The sequence below is a fragment of the Thermus igniterrae ATCC 700962 genome (genome assembly GCF_000376265.1).
In the GTDB taxonomy this organism is placed as follows: Bacteria; Deinococcota; Deinococci; order Deinococcales; family Thermaceae; genus Thermus; species Thermus igniterrae.
Window position 1 is genome coordinate 90,844 of record NZ_AQWU01000074.1, and the last position, 16,997, is coordinate 107,840.

Genomic DNA, 16,997 nt, shown 5'->3' on the forward strand with positions numbered 1-16,997 from the left:
TAACACAGGTATCCGGGAGGTTTGTCCCAGGATAGATGCCCTAGGGCCTGCACAGAAGCCGAAAGAGCCCTCTTCGTCAGGTGGGGTTCTTGGCCAGGGAGAAGGGTATGCCCTGCTCCTTGCCCTTGGCCTCCACCATGATGTCCGCGGGGCCGGGCAGGGCCAGGAGGAGCCTTTCCCAGTCCTCCGGGGCTACCCGGAAGGCGTGGGCCCCCGGGCGCTTGCCGGGGGCCTGGCTGGCCAGGTGCACCTTGGGCCGGCCGGACCAGGTGGCCAAGGCCAGGCGGAGGGCCTCCTCCAGGGAGAGCCTCCCCGGGTTCAGGGCGTGGTGCAGGGTGTCCACCACCACCCGGGCCCCCAGGGCCTCGGCCGCCTTAAGGGCCTCCTCCACCCCCCAAAGCCGCTCGTCGTTCTCCAGGGCCAGGTAGCGGAGCACCTCCCCTTCTCCCCGCAGGTTTTCCACGAAGCGGCGGAGGGTGCTCTCCCGGTCCCCGTACACCCCTCCCAGATGGAGGACCAGGACGCCGTCTTCGGCGCCCAGAAGGGAGAGGGCCCGGGCGGAGTAGCGGAGTTCCGCCAGGGAGCGCTCCACCACCTTGGGGTCAGGGCTTCCCGGGTTCACGTACTGCCCGGGGTGGAAGGAAAGGCGCTGGCCCAGAGCCCTCGCCAGGGCCCCCAGGCGGGACAATTCCTCCCCGTGGGCCTTCTCCCAGTCGTAGGGGAAGAGGGGGTGGGAGGCGAAGGGGATGAGGTGTTGCCCGATGCGGAAGAGGCCAAAGCCGTGTTCCGGGTTCCAGCGGAGGATCCTCTCCAGGTCCAGGAGGTTTTGCCCCACCTTTTCCTGGACCCGCTCCTCCCTGAGGGAGGCCAGGCGGAGGGTGTGGTTGGTGCTGGCCTTCAGGGTGAGGTTCTCGCAGGGGTAGCCCAGGCGGAGGGGTGGGGTAGGGGCCTTAGCGGACATTCTGGCGGCGCACCTGGGCTTCCAGATAGACCTCCGCCTCGTCCCGCACCTCCAGGAAGAGGAAGCGGGGCCTTTCCAGTCCCCACTCGGAGAAGCGGGTGCGGAAGTTACCCCGGAAGCGGTAGCCCCCAGGGACCTCCAGGAGCTCGCCCTCTATGCGCACAGCCCGCCTCCTGCCCGCAAGCTCCAGCTCGCCTTCCACCACGAACCGGGTACCCTCGAGGCGGGCCACCCGGGGGTAGAGGCAGGCCCTGGGGAAGTCCTTGACCCTCAGGATCTCCCGGGCCTTCTTGTCCCGCTCGGCGTTGCCGGAGTCCCAGGCCTCCTGCTCCAGGCACACCCTGCCGGAGGCCTCTTCCCCCTGCCAGACCACCTCCCCCCGGGCCGTGGGGTTGCGCCCCTCCCAACTCCCCAGGGGGTAGTACCCTCGGTAGCGGGCCTCCCCCTCCACGGCCAGGGGGGCCTGGGCCAGGGCCAGAAGGGGCAGGAGGAAGGGCAGAAGCCGCCTCATGGCCGGAACCTCCAGCGCTCGCCCAGTGTGGCGAAGTCGCGGAAGCCCAGGAACAGGATGGGCCGCTCCTTGGCCTCGCGGCTACCTTCCACGTGGACCACGTCCCCGAGAAAGGGGGCGTGGTCCCCGTCCGTGGGCCATTCCGTCACCTTGAGCTCGTACACCGCCAGGGCCTTCTCGGGCACCCAGGTGTGGGCCAGCCTCCGGGCGGGCCGCAGGGCCACCCCAAGCCGCTTCCCCTTGTCCACCCGGCGCCCCGAAAGGTACCCCGCCCGCACCACCCACTCCCGCTCCTCCCAGGGCAGGAAGGAGAGGGCCCCTTCCCCCAGGGTGCGCAGAAGCCCCAGGGTGTGGTTCTCCCGGTCCATGGCCAGGAGGAAGCGGAAGGGGTTTTTGGAGACCGGGGTCCACCAGGCCAGGGGCATGAAGTTTTCCCCGGCGGAAAGGAGGGCCAGGCGCATGGGATAGAAGAAGGCCTTGTAGGGGTGGTTTTGCTTTTGCTCCCTCTGGGTGTCCGTCATGGCCTCCTGCCCTCAGAGCTCCAGGGTTTCCGGGGGCGGTTCCCGGAGCACCCCTTCCAGCACCCGCTTTGCCGCCTCCATGGGGGCCAAAGCCCCCTTAGGAGGCCCGCCCAGGGGGGCCCAAAGCCCCGTGGCCACCGCCGGTAGCCGCACCACCACCAGGTGGACGCCTTCCCGCCTCAGCTCCTTCCGGGCGGTCTCCAGGTAGGCCTCCAGAGCGGCCTTGGCCGCGGCATAGGCGGCGAAGCCCGGCACCCGCACGTAGGCGGGATAGGCGCCGAAGAAGACCGCCCGGGCCCCCGGGCGGAACCGGACGTGCTTCAAGACCAGGGCGGCGGTGAGGAGGTGGGAGAGGAGCATGCCCTCCAGGAGGTCCCGCCCCAGTTCCCGCACCGGGGCCCTGCCGGCCCGGCCCACCGCGTGGAGGAGGAGGTCCACCCCGTCCACCTCCTCCATGAGGGCCTGGACCTCCAGCTCGTCCTCCAGCTGGACGGGGAGGGGCTTACCCCCCACCTCCTCGGCCAGGGCCCAAAGGGCCCCTTGGGAGCGGGCCGCAAGGAAGAGCTCGTGCCCCTTTAGGCTCCGGGCTAGGGCGCTACCCAAGCCTCCCGTGGCCCCCAGGATCAGGACCCGCATGGCCACAGGCTATTCCCCCTTTCACCAGGCCTTTGTGGTCCACAACGAAAAAGGGGGGTATACCCCCCAGGCGGGCAGCCCTCGGCTTCAGGCGGCCTTGGCCTCCACGCCGAAACCCTCCTCGAGGCTCTTAGCCCGGGCAATGGCGAAGACCAGGAGGCCGTAGATGGGCTTGGCGATGAGGTCGGCCAGGCTGTACCCCACCTGGATGGCCACCTCCTGGGCCGCGCCCCCAGGAAGCCAGGTGCCCAGGGCATAGGCGATGGGGTAGAACCCCCAGGACATCAGGAGGACCAGACGGGTGGCGTTAAGGAGCTCCAGCACCCGCGCCCCATACTTGCCTTCCCGTATGGCCTGGCCCAGCTCCACCCAGAGCACGTAGAGGATGTAGGCGAAGGGAATGGTGGAGAGGACTCCCCAAAGGGTGCGGGGCCCGGGCTCCGTGTTGACCTCCCCCACGTACCCCAGGCCCAGCATCAGAAGGGAGGCCACGACCAGCTTAAGGCTCAGGTTCCAGGTCCGGGCCGTGCTGAGGCCTAGGACCAGGATGAGCTCCAGGAGGAGGAGGGGCACGGTGAGGATCCAGTCGGCGTAGCGGTAGAAGTCGTTGAAGGGCTTCCCCGTGGGGACGTAGGAGCCCTCCTGTAGCTGGTAGGCCCCCACCCAGCTCTCAAAGATGCGCAGGTAGTGGTACCCGGCGATGAAGACGATGAGGGCGGAGAGGTAGAGGGCGATGTGGTACCGAGGGGCCACATAGCTTCGCGCCAGGAGGAAGAAGACGAAGGCGGCCAGCATCCCGGCGATGGTCAGGGAGAGCATGTTGAAGACCAACCAGTACTCTCCAAAGCTCAGAACCGGCATTTCCCGCATGGCTAACCTCCCTCAGAGGCTGCCCACCTGGGGCTTTACCCGCTTCCCATTTAGAGCCTTGGGGGGGATGGCCACCTTTGTCTACACAACACTTGTACAACTTGTGTACACCACGCCACACTCTGCCCCGGACCTCCAGGACCAACCTGAGGGCATGCCCAGCCTCTACCTCCTGCCCCTTGCCCTCCTCCCGCAAGGATGGGCCCTAGTCCTTCTGCTCCTTTCCGCCCTGGTCCTGGGCCTTCCCCACGGGGCGGCGGACCTCCTGGTGGCCAGGCGGCTCGGCTGGCCCCTGGGGCCCTTCGTGGCCCTGTACCTGCTTCTGGCCGCCTTCCCCCTCCTCCTGCTCCTAGCCCTGCCTCCCTTGGGGCTTCTGGCCTTCCTTCTCCTGGCCCTCCTCCACTGGGGCCGGGTGGAGGGGAAGGGGGGGCTTGGCTACCTCAGGGCGGGGGTGGTCCTCCTCTTTCCCTTCCTCTTCCATCGGGAGGCCATCCTTCCCTTCCTGCAGGCCTTTGCCGGGGGCTGGGCCTTGCCCCAGGAGGGGGCCTTGGTAGCCCTTCTTTTCCTCCTGGCCGTGGCCCTCTGGTGCCCCGCTCCCCTCAGGCTTTGGCTGGACACCCTGGCCCTGGCCCTGGTGGCCTTCCTGGCCCACCCCTATGCCAGCCTGGCGGGCTACTTCCTCCTGCAGCACAGCCTGGAAAGCCTCCGCCTGGTGGGCGTGCGGGGGCGGGACTGGGCTTCCATTTACGGGGCCACCCTGGGGGCCCTGCTCCTGGCCCTGCTCCTCTACCCCCGCTTCCAGGACCCCCTGGCCGCCTACATGGGGGCGGTCTTCGCCCTCACCCTTCCCCATGCCTTAGCCCTGGAGGCCTGGCTTGGGCGGCCTCTGCCTCCTTGGCGATGGCTTGGGCCAGGTCGCTGAAGATGCGCCGGTGGAGGGGGTAGAGGAGCCACCAGTAGAGGAAGCCGGTGAGGCCTAAGGGGGCGAAGTAGGCGGTCTGGACCAGGCGGGTTCCCTCCCCCTCCGGCAGGGCCTGCCACTCCAGCCAGGCCTTGCCGGGAAGCCGCATCTCCGCCCTGAGGCGCAGGTGGGCTCCCTCAGGGGTGCAGTCCACCGCCTCCACCCGCCAGAAGTCCAGGGCCTCTCCCGGAAGGAGCTCCGTGGGGTGCCGGCGGCCCCGGCGCAGGCCCGGGCCGCCCACCAGCCGGTCCAGAAGCCCCCTTAAGGCCCAGGCCCAGCCCCACACCGGCCATCCCCGTTCCCCACCCAGGGCGGTGAACACCCGGAAGACGGCCTCCGGCGGGGCCTTCACCCAGCGGCTTCGTACCTCCCGGATTACCCCTTCCCAGTCCTCCAGGAAGTAGCGCTGCCCAAACAGGGCCCCCGACCAGCGGGTTTCCACCGTGCCGGCGGCGATGCGTTCCAGGGCCAGCTCCACCGCCTGGCGGTAGGGGATGGGGTCCACCTGGGGAAAGAGATGTCTGGCCCTGGCCGTGTCCGCCACCAGGGGGTGGAGGATGCCCTCCACCAGGGGCAGGGCCAGGCGGTTGGGGATGGGGGTGACGAGCCCCACCCAGAGGGCGGCCAGCCGGGGGGCCAGGACGGGCACCGGCAGGATGACCCGCCTAAGCCCCCGCACCGCGGCGTAGGTTTCCATCATGGCCTTGAAGGTGAGGGGTGGGGCGCCGATCTCCACCACCCCCGAGGGCCCCTGCTCCAGGGCCAGGAGGAGGTAGGCCAGGACGTCCCGGATGGCGATGGGGGAGACGGGGTTCAGGATCCACCGGGGGGCCAGCATGAGGGGGAGGCGCTCGGTGAGGTAGCGGACCATCTCAAAACTGGCGGACCCGGAGCCCACGATGGGGCCGGCGCGGAACTCCGTGGTGGGGAGGCCACTCCGCAGGATTTCGCCCACCCGGGCCCGGCTTTTCAGGTGGGGGGAGGGTTCCCCCTCCTTGGGCAAAAGCCCTCCCAGGTAGATCACATGCCTAAGGCCTGCTTCCCGGGCGGCTTGGGCGAAGGTCTGGGCTTGGTGGGCTTCCGCCCTGGCGAAGTCCCTTTCGGAGAGCATGGCGTGGACCAGGTAGTAGGCGGCCTCCACCCCCTGGAGGGCCTGGCGCAGGGCCTCCTTGTCCTCCAAGCTTCCCCGCACCATCTCCACCTGGGTTGCCCAGGGGCGCCCCAGAAGCCTCTCCGGCTCCCGCACCAGGACCCTCACCCGGTGGCCCCGTTCCAGGAGCCTGGGCACCAGCCTGCCCCCCACGTATCCCGTGGCCCCCGTGACCAGAACGGTCATGGCCCAAGCCTAACCCGTGGCCCCAGGGATGAGGGTGGCCTCTCCTCCCTTTGCCGGGACATTCTGGCCTGGAACCAGGTCTTTCCCCCGGGGGCGGGGTAGCCTGGCCCCGTGCGGGCGGTGGTGGTGGGAGCGGGTTTTGGCGGGCTGGTGGCGGCCCGCCTCCTTAAGGGGGTGGGCCTGGAGGTGGTGGTCCTCGAGGCCCACACCTACCCCGGGGGCCTGGCGGGAAGCTTTTACCACAGGGGCTTCCGCTTTGAGGCGGGGGCCACCCTCCTCTCCGGCCTGGCCCCGGGGGCGCCCCTGGCCCTGGCCGCCGAGGCCCTGGGGGTGCGGCTTCCCGCTACGCCCCTTCCTCCGGGCTTTCCCCTCATGGAGGTCCTCCTGCCCCGGGGGCGCCTGCTGCGGCTCGTGGGGCGTGAGGCGGAGCGGGAGGCCCAGCGGGACTTCTTCGGCCCCCAGGTCCTGCCCTTCTGGGCCTGGCAGGAAGACCGGGCCCAGCGGCTTCTGGACCTGGCCCCCCGGCTTCCCTGGCCCCCTGAGGGAGAGGAGCTGGGCCTTCTTTTGCCCCTCTTTCCCCGCCTTCTGCCCCTCCTTCCCGACCTCTTCCTCCGCCCCCAGGCCCGGGCTCCCCAGGACCCCGACTTCCTGCGCTTTTTGGAGGCCCAGCTCCTCATCAGCGCCCAGACCCAGGCTTCCTACGCCCTCTACGCCGCCCTTGCCCTGGACCTTCCCCACCTGGGGCCGGCCCTGGTGCCGGGAGGCATGGGGAGGGTAGCGGAGGCCCTGGCCGAGGGGCTGGAGGTGCGCTACAAGGCCAAAGTGGAGCGGCTTCTCCTCCGGGAGGGGCGGGCCCGGGCCGTGGAGGTGGCCTACGGGGGGCGGCGGCGGGGGGAGCGGGAGGTTTTGGCGGGGGACCTCTTTTTCCTGAACATCCCTCCCGAACCCCTCCTGGGCCTTCCCCAGCGGGTGCCCAAGGACGCCTGGGGGGCTTTTGTGCTCTACGGGGTCCTGCCCTTTGAGGCCCCGCCCCCCTACTACCGGCAGAACGCCCGGGAGAGGCCCTTTGCCTTCCTCTCCCTGCGCCCCGAGGGGGGCAAGACGGTCTTCGCCCTTTCCCTCCATACTCCCCTGGCCCTTTGGGAGGGGCTTTCCCGGGAGGAGTATGCCCGGCTCAAGGCCCAGTGGCAGGCCCTGGCCCTCCGCCTGGGGGAGGCTCTTTTGCCGGGGCTGGGGGAGGCTTCCCCCCTCTTCGCCGCCACCCCCCGCACCTACCGCCGCTTTGCCGGCCGGGCCTGGGTGGGGGGATACCCCCAGACCCACCCCTTCCGCTTCCCCCGGGTGCGGGTTCTGCCCAATGCCTTCCGGGTGGGGGAGGGGGTCTTTCCCGGGCAGAGCGTGCCCGCGGTGGTGCTTTCCGCCTTTCGGGCGGTGCGGCTGGCCCTGGGGCGGGCAGGGCTGGCCGGCAAAGGTGAGGGAGATTACAGCGCCCTTCCCGGAGACCCTACCTACTGGTAGGTATGGACACCCGGTCCCGCATCCTCGAGGCCGCCCGCAGGGCCTTTGCGGAGCGGGGCTACGCCGCCACCCGCCTGGACGCCCTGGCCGCGGAGCTGGGCCTCACCAAGGGGGCCTTCTACCACCACTTCCCCAGCAAGCGGGCCCTCCTGGAGGCCCTTTTGGAGGCCTCCCGCTCCCGGGCCCAGGCGGCCTTGGAGGGGCCCGGGCCCCTGGAGGAGCGCCTTTTGGGCTACGCCCTGGCCTACCGGGAGGGGGTGGAGCCCCTGGCCGCCCTGGCCACGGCCCACGGGGGGCGGGGTGGGGAGGAGGAGGCCCAGGGGCTGGCCCGGGAGGCCATGCGGCAGGAGATGCTCTATCTGGAGTCTTTCTTTGAAAGCCGCTTTCCGGGCCAGGGGCGCTCCCTGGCGGGGCTTTTCAGCGCCCTGGTCCACGGGGCCTACATGCTGGACAAGCACCTGGGGGGCTACGAGGCGGAAGCCCTTCTCCGGGATTGGATCCGGGTGTTCGTGAGGGGGTTGCCCCCAGAGGAGGACGCATGAGAAGAGGTTTGGCCGCAGTGCTGGTCTTGGGCTTGGCCATGGCCCTCAGTCCCGAGGAGGTCTGGAAGGCCCTCGAGGCCCACGGCAAGGTCCAGGGCTACCTGGCCCAGGCCCGCCAGGGCCCCGTGGTGTACCAGGTAGCCTTCCGGCGCCCCTGGGTGCGCATTGACTGGCTGGAGGGGCCGGAATACCTCAAGGGAAGCGCTCTGGTGAGCGATGGGGAGAGGGCCTGGAGCCGCGCCCCCAAGGGTCCCTGGCAGGAGGGCAAGGCCACCCCTCCCGAGGACCCCCTGCAGCTCCTTTTCACCGACCCCCAGGGGGTGGCCCGGGACTACCTCATCCGGGAGGTGCGGGAGGAAAAGGGCCTCTGGACCTTTGTGCTGGCCAAGAAGAACCCGCCCAAGGACGAGCGCCAGCCCGCCGCCTGGCGCATCACCCTGAACCCCAAGGGGCACCTCCCCTTCCGCTACGAGGTCTTGAGCCCTAGCGGCAAGGTGCTGGCCCAAGTGGAGTACCTGAAGCTGGACCCTACGCCCCTACCCCAGAGCCTTTTTGAGGTGAGGCCATGACGGGAAGGCTCCTCCTGGCCCTGATGCTGGGCGTCTTCATGGGCGCCCTGGACAACGCCATCCTGGCCCCGGCCCTGCCCGCCATCGCCGAGGATCTGGGGACCGGGGTGGACCGGGTGACCCTGGCCTTCTCCATCTACTCCGTGTTCTATGCCGTGGCCGTGCCCATCCTGGGGCGTCTGGCCGATCTATGGGGCTACGGGCGGGTTTACGGCCTTTCCATGGGCCTTTTCGCCGCCGGTAGCGCCCTGGCCGCCCTCTCCCCCAGCCTGGAGGTGCTGGTGGCCGCCCGGGTGGTCCAGGCGGTGGGGGCGGGGGGGCTTTTCCCCGTGGCCCAGGCCATCGTGGGCGTGGCGGTCTCGGAGGAGCGGCGCGGGGCCTACCTGGGGCAGATCCTGGGGGTCTTTGCCCTGGGGAACGTTCTGGGGCCCAACCTGGGTGGCTTCATCGTGGAGCGGGCCACCTGGCACTGGGTCTTCTGGATTAACGTGCCCATCGGCATCCTGGGGGTCTTGCTCCTCTCGGGGGCGGTCCTGCCCCGGCCCTCCAGCCGGCCCCGGATGGACCTGGTGGGCGGGGTCCTGGTGGCCCTCACCTTCGGAAGCCTGGTCCTGGGCATCCAGGGTCTGGAGCGCCTGGAGAGCGAGGGGTTTTTCTCCTGGCGGGTGGGGGGCTTTTTCCTCCTGGCCCTCCTTTCCGGCTTCCTGCTTTGGGCCTACGAGGCCCGCCATCCGGCGCCCCTCTTGGATGTGCGCCTGGCCCTTTCCCCGGCCTTCTTGCCCCTGTGGCTGGTCTCCACCCTGGTGGGCTACGCCCTTTTAGGGGGGATTGTGTTTGCTCCCCTGTACGCCCAGGTGGCCTTTTTCCTTTCCCCCTTCGCCTCGGGGGCCATCCTCAACGCCCTGGCCCTGGCCCTGGGCGGGGTGAGTGGGGCGGCAGGGGCCCTGGTGGGCCGGGTGGGGGGCAAGCGCCTCCTGGTCTGGGGCATGGGCCTCACCGCCCTGGGGCTTGGGGTGATGGCCTATGGGGCCAGCGCCCTTTGGGCCCTCCTCCTGGGGCTTTTCCTCCTGGGCACGGGCCTGGGCCTGGTGCAGGGTCCCCTTTCCTACGTGGCCTTAGGCCTCGCCCCCCAGGGGAGCCAGGGCCAGGTGTCCAGCCTGGTCTCCCTCACCCGGAGCCTGGGGGCGGCCGCGGGCATCACCGTTTCCGGCGTGCTCCTGGCCCAGCGGAGCCAGGAGCTCGCCGCCCTGACCGCGGGAGGCCCCGTGGGGTTTTCCGGGGGCACGGGCAACCTGGCCGAGGCCCCGGCCTTCGTAAAAAGTCTCCTGCAAAACACCCTGGGGGCTGGGGTCCTGGACGGGTGGCGGCTTGCCCTTCTGGCCGCGGTCTTGGGCCTGGTGGCCGCCTTCTGGGTGCGGGAGCGGGCCAGACCCTAGGGCAAGCTCAGCCCTCGGAGGTAGTCCAGGAGGAGGCGCGCCGTCCTGCCCTCCCTTTCCGTGAGGAGGTCCAGGTGGGTGAGGCCGGGGAGGATGAGGGCCTGGCCTGGCGTCTTGGGGAAGGTCTCTTCCAGGCGGAAGCCCTCCCGGGTGGTGATGAGGCCCCGCCCGGCCCCCAGGGCCAGGATGGGGTAGGGGAGAGTCCGGGGCTTGAGGGTGGGGCGCACATGGGGGTAGCCGGCGATTTCCAGGAGGAGGCGGTAGGGGAAGTACCACTCGGAAAAGCCCGTCTCCGGGCGGGCGAAGGCCTGGAGGAAGGCCCTGGGGTCCGTGGCCTCCCCGGTGTCCTGCCACGCCACCACCTTTCCCCTGGGCCCCCGCACGGTGTGCACCAGCCGGCCCTGGAGGAGGCCCAGCAGGCTAAAGCCCTCCCTGGCCCAGGCCCGGCCTGCGCTCACGCTGAAGATGGGGAAGAGGCTGTAGTGGTCGTCCACCCGCAGGAGGGCCCTGGCCTCGCGGGTGGCCAGGTGGGGCCCCAGGGGTACGGCTTCCAGGGGTCTTCGCGCCGCCACGAAGGCCTCGGCCTCCGCCAGGGCCAGGTCCTTGGGGGAGAGGAAGGGAGTCGCAAATACGGGGCTGGCGCTACCCGAGCGGATTTCCCGCAGGCCGGGAATCCGTCCCAGGGGGGTGCTGTAGCCTTCCTCCAGGGCTTCTCGGGAAAGGGATACCGGGTTCAAGGCGCCGTCCAGCAGTACCAGGCCGGCCAGCTTTTCCCCGTGGGCGTAGGCGTACAAGGTGGCCAGGCTGGCCCCAAGGGAGTGGCCCGCCAGGACCACGGGGGCCCTGGCCCTGGCCGCTCCCACCGCGCGGTCCAGGTCCTCCAGGTGCACCTCCAGGCCCCAGTTCCTGAGGGGGGAGAGGTCGGGGGGTTCTAGCCTCTGGTAGTAGGCCAGGGGGTCCTCGGCCAGGAAGCCCCGGCGGTCCTCGAGGCCGTTGGCCCGCCTCTCCCAGGCCCAGACCTCCAGCCAGGGGGCCTGTTGCCGCAGGTGCTCGGCCAGGAGGGCAAAGTTGGTGCTCCCCCCCAGGAGGCCCGGCACCAGGAGGAGGATGGCCCTGGGGTGTTCTGCGGGGTAGACCAGGGCATAGCTCCGGTCAAGCTCCGGTTGCCCCGTGGGGGCCCCGGGCAGGCTTCGGTACTCCTGGGCCAGGGCAAAGCCCAGGCAAAGGGCAAGGGCTAGGGCGCGCATGCCCCCATTCTTCTCCACAGGAGCCAGGGGGTTTTGCGATGGGGCCTACAGGCCCTGGAGGGCCTGGGGGCCCAGGCTCCTCGCCCGCTCCAGGACCCGGAAGCGGTGTTGGAACTGCGTGCTGGCGTAGGCCAGGAACTCCTCGGGGCTAAGCCCCAGGGGCGCCCCTTGGGGGTAGGGGGCGAAGACCTCCCCCACCACGCCGAAGGCCTCGGGGAGAAGCAGGTTGAGCCGCCCCTCCAGGACACTCCAGAGGCCAGGGTCTTCCCCCAGGTGCCGGGCGATGAGGTAAAGGCCGTAGGCGATGTGCCGGCTTTCGTCGGCCTTCACGTGGGCGATCCCCCTGAGGGTGCCGGGCATGGCCAGGTCCATGGCCTGAAGGCGCTCCGCCAGCCGGAAAAACCCCTGGTATCCCGTCTCGGCCAGGATGCCCTCCACCACCACGTTGTAGGTGACCGCCGCCTCCACCTGGGCCCGGGGGCTGGGGTCCACCTCCAGGCGTTCCAGGGCCTCGGGCAGGAGCTCGCCGAAGATCCGCCGGTAGTGGGGGCCCGCATGGTGGCCAAGCCCCCCCTTCTGCCCCGCCACCTCCTCCAGGAAGCGGGCGAAGAACTCCACGTGCTTGGCCTCCTCCAGGAGGAAGGTGGTGAGGTACATCTCCTCCTCCAGCCGGCCCTCCTTAGCCACGGTGCGCACCAGGGGCAGGAGGTCCAGGGTCACCGCCTCCTCTCCCCCCAGGAAGAGGCTGGCCAGGCGCAGGATGAGCCCCTGGGCTTCTTCCGGCAGGGCCCGGAAGGCGGCCTGGTCCTGGCGGAAGTCCAGCTCCGCCGGGTCCCAGAAGAGCCGCTTGGCCTTGTGGTAGAGGCTCAGGGGAAAGCCGGCCTCGAGGCCCCGCTCCGTGCTCTGGAAGCTTTGGCGCATATTTCCCCTATTCTACCTGAGCCAGCAGGAGGAATAGGCGGCCATAGTGTTCCAACCGTACCCGGAAGCCCACCCCTTCCAGCAGGGCCAAGACCTCCGCTTCCTGGGGGCGCCAGAGGCCCAGGCTGGACCCCGGACCCAGGAGGAGGCCAAAAAGCCTTCCCCCAGGGCTCAGGACCCGCCTGGCCTCCGCCGCGGCCTTTGCCGGGTGGAAAAACTCGTTCCAGGTGGGCCCGATGGCCACCCCCGTGAAGGCCCCATCCCGGAAGGGCAGGGCCTCCCCGTGCCCCAGGAGGTAGGCCCCGGGGCGCCTCCTTTGGGCCGCCCGCAGGAAGGGGAGGGAAGGGTCCAGGCCCACCGCCTTTTCCCCCAGGGCCTCCCGGTAGACCCCGGTGCCCGTGCCCACGTCCAGAAAGGGCCCCCCCGTGGGGAGGAGCCACCCCCGGAGCCGGGCCAGTTCCTGGACGAAGGAGAGGCGGCCTCCCGAAAGGAGGCCTGTGGAGCGCACCCGCCAGGCATCGTAGAGGAGGGGGACCGGGGGGAAGGCGTTGACGGCCCGAAGCAGGGGGCGCTCCCGGGAGGCCCTCAGGTCCAGGAAGGGCCCCCTTCGGGGGTAGACCTTCCCGCAGCCCAGGCAACGGGCCTCCTCCGCCACGCCGAGCGCGCCCCGGCAGCGCGGGCAGGCCAGAAGGGGTAGGAGCCAGGAGGGTTCCATGGAAAAGGGCCTCCCCAGGGAATGGGGAGGCCTAGCCTCTTCTGGGGCTACCGGTTTCCCCCAAGGGGAGCGGCGTCCACCACCGCCACCACGGTGAGGCTTCCCGCCCGCACGCTACCCACAGCGAAGACGGTGTAGGTCTTGCCGCTTTCCAGGGTGACCCCGGGGAGATCCAGGGCCACGGTGTTGGTGCCCGCCACCCGGACCTCGAGGTCATACCGTCCCGCGGGCACCACCGTGTACTGCCCGGCCCGGGGGAAGGGGAGGTTCTGGAAGAGCACCGGGCCGCCCTTCACCGCTACGTCCACTGCCGGGGCGTCGGGGGAGGTGTGCACCACCCGCACCCGGGCGTAGCCGGCCCGGGGGAAGAGGCCCGCCAGGGCGTCCGTGTACACCTGGGGCCGGATCTGGGCCAGGAAGCCCGTGGCCGCCACGGTGTAGTAGACCCCCTCCTGCAGGTCCAGCTCGGCGTCAATGACCGCCGGGCTACTCTGCCCCGCAGGCACCACCTGTACCCGCACCTTGGCCGCGGGCAGGGGGATGTAGGGGGTCACCTGCTTGAAGGCCAGGTTGGTGATGGCCCGCTGGCCGTTCACCAGGACGTCCACCGCCGGGGCGTCGGGGGAAAGGTGGGCCACCCGCACCATGGCTCCTTGCGCCAGGCCCAGCCCCCCCACCAGCAATACCCAAAAAACTCCCAACCACTTCCTCATGGCTTTTCCCTCCCGAGGATCAGGATGGGGTAGGCCTTTCCGTAAAACTTTTGTCCAGGATACGGAAGGGGGAGGAACCTGTGGCCCCGGCTACCAAACCTAGAGGGGTTTGGCTGCCCCCAGCCGGGCGTGAAAGGCGTGGGTGAGGGCGATGGCTAGGGCGTCCGCCAGGTGGCTGGGTTTGGGCGCCTCCTTGAGGCCCAGGATGCCCCGCACCATCAGGGCCACCTCCTCCTTGCCCGCGTGTCCGTGCCCGGCCAGGGCCTGCTTCACCTGCATGGGCCCGTAGGCATAGACCGGCACCCCCGTTTCAAAGGCGGCCACCAGCACCGCCCCCAGGGCCCAGCCCACCTTGTAGGCCAGCTCGTTTTGACGGTAGAAGTACTGCTCCTCCACCGCCAGGGCCTCGGGCCGGAAGCGGAGGAGGGCCTCCCGCACCCGGGCGTGGATGCGTCCCACCCGTTCCTGGGCCGGCTCCCGGTGGGCCGTCTTGACCACCTCCCCGTGGAGGAGGTGGGCCTTGAGGGCCCCCTTGCCCTCCACCCGCACCACCCCCAGGCCCAGGTGGGTGATCCCGGGGTCTATGCCGGCCACCACCATGCCCTGGGCTTTTCAGTTCCCCTTCCGGGGAGGGTAGTCGCCGTCCCCGTAGCGGATGAAGGCGGGGATGTCAAAGTTGTAGGGGTCGGGGTGGGCGGGGAAGTCCAGGGGGCGGATGGGCCTGGGCACCACGGTGCTCTCGCCGAAGCCGGCGGCGATGAGGATCACCCGGAGCTCGTCCTGGGCCCGGTCGTCGTAGGTGACCCCGTAGAGGATGTCCACGTCCTGGTTGCCCGTGGCCTCCCGCACCCGTTCCACCACCTCGGCCGCCTCCATCAGGGAGAGGTCCTCGGAGCCCACCACGTTGAGGAGGAGGCGCTTGGCCCCTTCAATGGAGCGCTCCAGGAGGGGGCTCATGGTGGCGGTCTTGGCGGCCTCCTCCACCCGGCTTTCCCCACGTCCGGCCCCGATGCCCATGAGCACCTGGCCGGCTCCTTCCAGCAGGGCCTTGACGTCGGCGAAGTCCACGTTGATGAGCCCGGGGAGGTTGATGACGTCGGTGATGCCCTTTACCCCGTGGTAGAGCACCCGGTCGGCGATGAGGAAGGCGTCCTTGAGGCTCACCTTCTTGTCCACGGCGGAGAGGAGGCGGTCGTTTTGCACCACCACCATGGCGTCCACCCGCTCCTTGAGGCGCTTGATGCCCTCCTCTGCCGCCTTGAGCCGCTTAGGGCCTTCAAAGCTGAAGGGGCGGGTGACCACGGCCACGGTGAGGGCTCCCTGGCGCTTGGCGATCTCCGCCACGATGGGGGCGCTTCCCGTGCCCGTGCCGCCTCCCATGCCCGCGGTGAGGAAGACCAGGTCCGCCCCCTCCAGGGCCTCGGCGATGAGGTCCTCGGCCTCGAGGGCCGCCTTCTCCCCGATCTCCGGGTTGGCCCCCGCCCCCAGGCCGCGGGTGAGCTTCTCCCCCAGCTGGATGCGCACGTCGGCCAGGCTCTTGGCCAGCACCTGGGCGTCGGTGTTGGCGGCAATGAACTCCACCCCCACCAACCCCGCCTCAATCATGCGGTTCACCGCGTTGTTCCCCGCGCCCCCGAGGCCGATAACCTTGATGACCGCTCCTTCCATCTCCGCCTCCCCTCCCCATGCCTCAGAATAGATTGTTCAAAATCTCCTTGAGACGGGCCCAGAAGCCTTCTCCCCTGGGCGCTTCCTCCTTTTTCTCCCGCCTTTGGGCGCGCCGGGGCTCGGGGGCCCGCACGGGCAGGGTGCTGCCGTAGCGCACCAGCCCCACCGCGGTGGCGTGGCCCGGGGTGGCCACCACGTCGGTGAGGCCCGAGACCCCCTGGGGCTTGCCCAGGCGTACCGGTAGGCCGTACTGCTGCCGGGCCAGGAGGTCAAACCCCCTTAGCAGGGCCGCCCCTCCCGTGAGGATCACCCGGTTGACCCGGATCTCCAGGGGTCCCATGGCCTCGTCCACCGACTGGCGGGCCAGGTGCAGGATTTCCCGCAGGCGGGGGCGGATGATGCGGGCCAGCTCCGGGGCGGGTACCTCCCCCAAAGACCCTCCCTCCTGGTTGATCTCCAGGACCAGTTCGGGGTCGGCCAGCTCGGGCAGGGCCGCCCCGTACTTGCGCTTCACCCTTTCCGCCTCCTCAAAGGGGATTTTGAGGAGCTGGGCGATGTCCTGGGTCACGTGGTCCCCGCCCAAGGGGAGGACGGCGGAGTGGGCCAGGCGCCCCTCGCGGAAGACGGCCACGTCGGTGGTGCCGCCGCCAATGTCCAGGAGGAGGACGGTCATGTGCTCCTCCTCGGGGCTTAAGACCCCCAGGCCGCTCGCCAGGGTCTGGGCCACCAGGGCCTCAATCTCCAGTCCCGCTTCCTCCACCGCCCGGCGCAGGTTGGCCAGGGGACCGCGGCCTGCGGCCACCAGGTGGACGTCCACCTCGAGGCGCACCCCCGCCATGCCCACGGGGTCGCGGATCCCCTCCTGCCCGTCCACCTTAAACTCCAGGGGCAGGGCGTGGAGGAGTTCCAGCTCCGCATCAAAGGGGTAGGCCTTGGCCTGCTCAATGGCCCGTTCCACGTCGGCCTCGGAGATGCTCTGCCCCCGGCGGATGGCCGCCAGGCCGTGGCTGGTCACGCTCCTGAGGTGGGGCCCTCCTACCCCCAGCATCACCCGCTCCACCTTGACCCCCGCCACCCGCTCCGCCTGGTGGACGCTTTGGCGGATGGCCTCCGTGGTGCGCTCCAGGTTGACCACCACGCCCCGCTTCAGCCCCTGCGAGGGCACGGTGCCCTCGCCGATGATGTCCAATACGCCATCGGGGGCCAGTTCCCCGATCACGGTGGTGACCTTGCTGGTGCCGACGTCCAGTCCTGCGATAATCATGGGCGTACGCTCACCCCCCAAGAATACAGGTAAACCGCTCCCTTAGGCCGGCCCGCTTGGGCATACTTTAGCAGAAATTGCGCATCGGGGGCGAAAAGGCTTCCCTCCCGGAACTCCACCCAGAAGCCGGCAGGCGTATAGCGGAGCCTCTGGGCCTCGGGATAGGCCCGGGCCAGGACCAGGAGAGCCTCCTTGGGCAGGGGGCCCTGGCCCTCCACCCGGGGTCCCTTGGCCCAGGGGGCGCCCCCGGGCAGGAGGGTGCCGTCTTGGGCCAGGGCCGACCCATCGGCCAGGGGGAGGAAGGGCTCCCTTTCCCGCACCAGGAGGCGCACCTCCCCCACCTTGGGTTTTTCCAGCCTGGCCTCCGCCACCCAGGGGTCCTGGAGGAGGGGTTCTAGGCGGCTTGGCCCCACCCAGAGCCAGGCCTCGCCGGGGAAGAGGCCCGTGCGGGCCAGGACCTCCGCCTCCTTCAGGTGCCTCAGGCCCACCACCTCCACCCGCTCCACTGGGAACAGGACCAGGCTGGCCACGTACAGGGTAGCCAGGAGGAGGAGGGCCAGCAGGCTTCTCATGGTCCCCATCTTACCTCCAAGCCCTTAACCAAGGCC

General features: G+C 70.0%; 19 protein-coding genes. 5 read left to right on the plus strand and 14 right to left on the minus strand.

Annotation, left to right across the window (positions count from 1 at the left end):
• Nucleotides 1-76 precede the first annotated feature (76 nt).
• The 5 genes from uvsE to B128_RS0111830 all read right to left on the minus strand — a co-directional run bounded on the left by uvsE (nt 77) and on the right by B128_RS0111830 (nt 3,499).
• On the minus strand, nt 77-961 hold the full coding sequence (gene uvsE / locus B128_RS0111810; protein ID WP_018112482.1) for a UV DNA damage repair endonuclease UvsE: 885 nt from the start codon (nt 959-961) through the stop codon (nt 77-79).
• Nucleotides 951-1,472, minus strand: a complete 522-nt coding sequence (locus B128_RS0111815) for a YceI family protein (RefSeq protein WP_018112483.1) — start codon at nt 1,470-1,472, stop codon at nt 951-953. The genes uvsE and B128_RS0111815 overlap by 11 nt, the downstream gene beginning before the upstream one ends.
• A complete protein-coding gene (locus tag B128_RS0111820) occupies nt 1,469-1,993 on the minus strand; it encodes a flavin reductase family protein (protein ID WP_018112484.1) in 525 nt (174 codons plus the stop codon). The genes B128_RS0111815 and B128_RS0111820 overlap by 4 nt, the downstream gene beginning before the upstream one ends.
• A gap of 12 nt (nt 1,994-2,005) precedes the next feature.
• Complete coding sequence (locus B128_RS0111825) at nt 2,006-2,629, minus strand: SDR family NAD(P)-dependent oxidoreductase (RefSeq protein WP_018112485.1); 624 nt, start codon at nt 2,627-2,629, stop codon at nt 2,006-2,008.
• A gap of 87 nt (nt 2,630-2,716) precedes the next feature.
• Nucleotides 2,717-3,499, minus strand: a complete 783-nt coding sequence (locus tag B128_RS0111830; RefSeq protein WP_018112486.1) for a bacteriorhodopsin-like — start codon at nt 3,497-3,499, stop codon at nt 2,717-2,719.
• Nucleotides 3,500-3,653: 154 nt separating this feature from the next.
• Here B128_RS0111830 and B128_RS0111835 point away from each other — a divergent pair, with 154 nt between their 5' ends.
• Nucleotides 3,654-4,421 (plus strand): Brp/Blh family beta-carotene 15,15'-dioxygenase, encoded by a 768-nt coding sequence (locus B128_RS0111835; RefSeq protein ID WP_018112487.1) that lies wholly within the window; start codon nt 3,654-3,656, stop codon nt 4,419-4,421.
• Here B128_RS0111835 and B128_RS0111840 read toward each other — a convergent pair.
• Nucleotides 4,339-5,796 carry an SDR family oxidoreductase gene (locus tag B128_RS0111840; protein WP_018112488.1) on the minus strand — a complete coding sequence of 486 codons (1,458 nt, stop codon included), beginning with the start codon at nt 5,794-5,796 and terminating at the stop codon, nt 4,339-4,341. The two genes, B128_RS0111835 and B128_RS0111840, sit on opposite strands and share 83 nt — an antisense overlap.
• Before the next feature lie 111 nt (nt 5,797-5,907).
• Between B128_RS0111840 and B128_RS0111845 the strand changes: the two genes are divergently transcribed.
• The 4 genes from B128_RS0111845 to B128_RS0111860 are packed head-to-tail and all read left to right on the plus strand — an operon-like array spanning nt 5,908 to nt 9,861.
• Nucleotides 5,908-7,314, plus strand: coding sequence for a phytoene desaturase family protein (locus B128_RS0111845; RefSeq protein ID WP_018112489.1), 1,407 nt, complete (start codon nt 5,908-5,910; stop codon nt 7,312-7,314).
• Between the two features lie 2 nt (nt 7,315-7,316).
• Nucleotides 7,317-7,856 carry a TetR/AcrR family transcriptional regulator gene (locus B128_RS0111850; protein ID WP_018112490.1) on the plus strand — a complete coding sequence of 180 codons (540 nt, stop codon included), beginning with the start codon at nt 7,317-7,319 and terminating at the stop codon, nt 7,854-7,856.
• On the plus strand, nt 7,853-8,425 hold the full coding sequence (locus B128_RS0111855; RefSeq protein ID WP_156822434.1) for a LolA family protein: 573 nt from the start codon (nt 7,853-7,855) through the stop codon (nt 8,423-8,425). Before B128_RS0111850 ends, B128_RS0111855 begins: the two co-directional genes overlap by 4 nt.
• Nucleotides 8,422-9,861 (plus strand): MFS transporter, encoded by a 1,440-nt coding sequence (locus tag B128_RS0111860; RefSeq protein ID WP_018112492.1) that lies wholly within the window; start codon nt 8,422-8,424, stop codon nt 9,859-9,861. The genes B128_RS0111855 and B128_RS0111860 overlap by 4 nt, the downstream gene beginning before the upstream one ends.
• Here the strand turns inward: B128_RS0111860 and B128_RS0111865 are convergent.
• The 8 genes from B128_RS0111865 to B128_RS0111900 form a co-directional block, all read right to left on the minus strand.
• Nucleotides 9,858-11,108, minus strand: a complete 1,251-nt coding sequence (locus B128_RS0111865; RefSeq protein WP_018112493.1) for an alpha/beta fold hydrolase — start codon at nt 11,106-11,108, stop codon at nt 9,858-9,860. The genes B128_RS0111860 and B128_RS0111865 overlap by 4 nt on opposite strands.
• Before the next feature lie 45 nt (nt 11,109-11,153).
• On the minus strand, nt 11,154-12,029 hold the full coding sequence (locus B128_RS0111870) for a R2-like ligand-binding oxidase (RefSeq protein ID WP_018112494.1): 876 nt from the start codon (nt 12,027-12,029) through the stop codon (nt 11,154-11,156).
• A gap of 7 nt (nt 12,030-12,036) precedes the next feature.
• Complete coding sequence (locus tag B128_RS0111875; RefSeq protein ID WP_018112495.1) at nt 12,037-12,744, minus strand: class I SAM-dependent methyltransferase; 708 nt, start codon at nt 12,742-12,744, stop codon at nt 12,037-12,039.
• 47 nt (nt 12,745-12,791) lie between these two features.
• The gene (locus B128_RS0111880; RefSeq protein ID WP_026175231.1) at nt 12,792-13,457 is read right to left on the minus strand and encodes a DUF4397 domain-containing protein; all 666 of its coding nucleotides are present in this window, start codon (nt 13,455-13,457) and stop codon (nt 12,792-12,794) included.
• 99 nt (nt 13,458-13,556) lie between these two features.
• The gene (gene ruvC / locus B128_RS0111885) at nt 13,557-14,057 is read right to left on the minus strand and encodes a crossover junction endodeoxyribonuclease RuvC (protein WP_018112497.1); all 501 of its coding nucleotides are present in this window, start codon (nt 14,055-14,057) and stop codon (nt 13,557-13,559) included.
• Nucleotides 14,058-14,069: 12 nt separating this feature from the next.
• On the minus strand, nt 14,070-15,125 hold the full coding sequence (gene ftsZ / locus B128_RS0111890; RefSeq protein WP_018112498.1) for a cell division protein FtsZ: 1,056 nt from the start codon (nt 15,123-15,125) through the stop codon (nt 14,070-14,072).
• Nucleotides 15,126-15,147: 22 nt separating this feature from the next.
• Nucleotides 15,148-16,389, minus strand: coding sequence for a cell division protein FtsA (gene ftsA, locus B128_RS0111895; RefSeq protein ID WP_018112499.1), 1,242 nt, complete (start codon nt 16,387-16,389; stop codon nt 15,148-15,150).
• Nucleotides 16,386-16,970, minus strand: coding sequence for an FtsQ-type POTRA domain-containing protein (locus B128_RS0111900; RefSeq protein WP_018112500.1), 585 nt, complete (start codon nt 16,968-16,970; stop codon nt 16,386-16,388). The genes ftsA and B128_RS0111900 overlap by 4 nt, the downstream gene beginning before the upstream one ends.
• Nucleotides 16,971-16,997 lie beyond the last annotated feature (27 nt).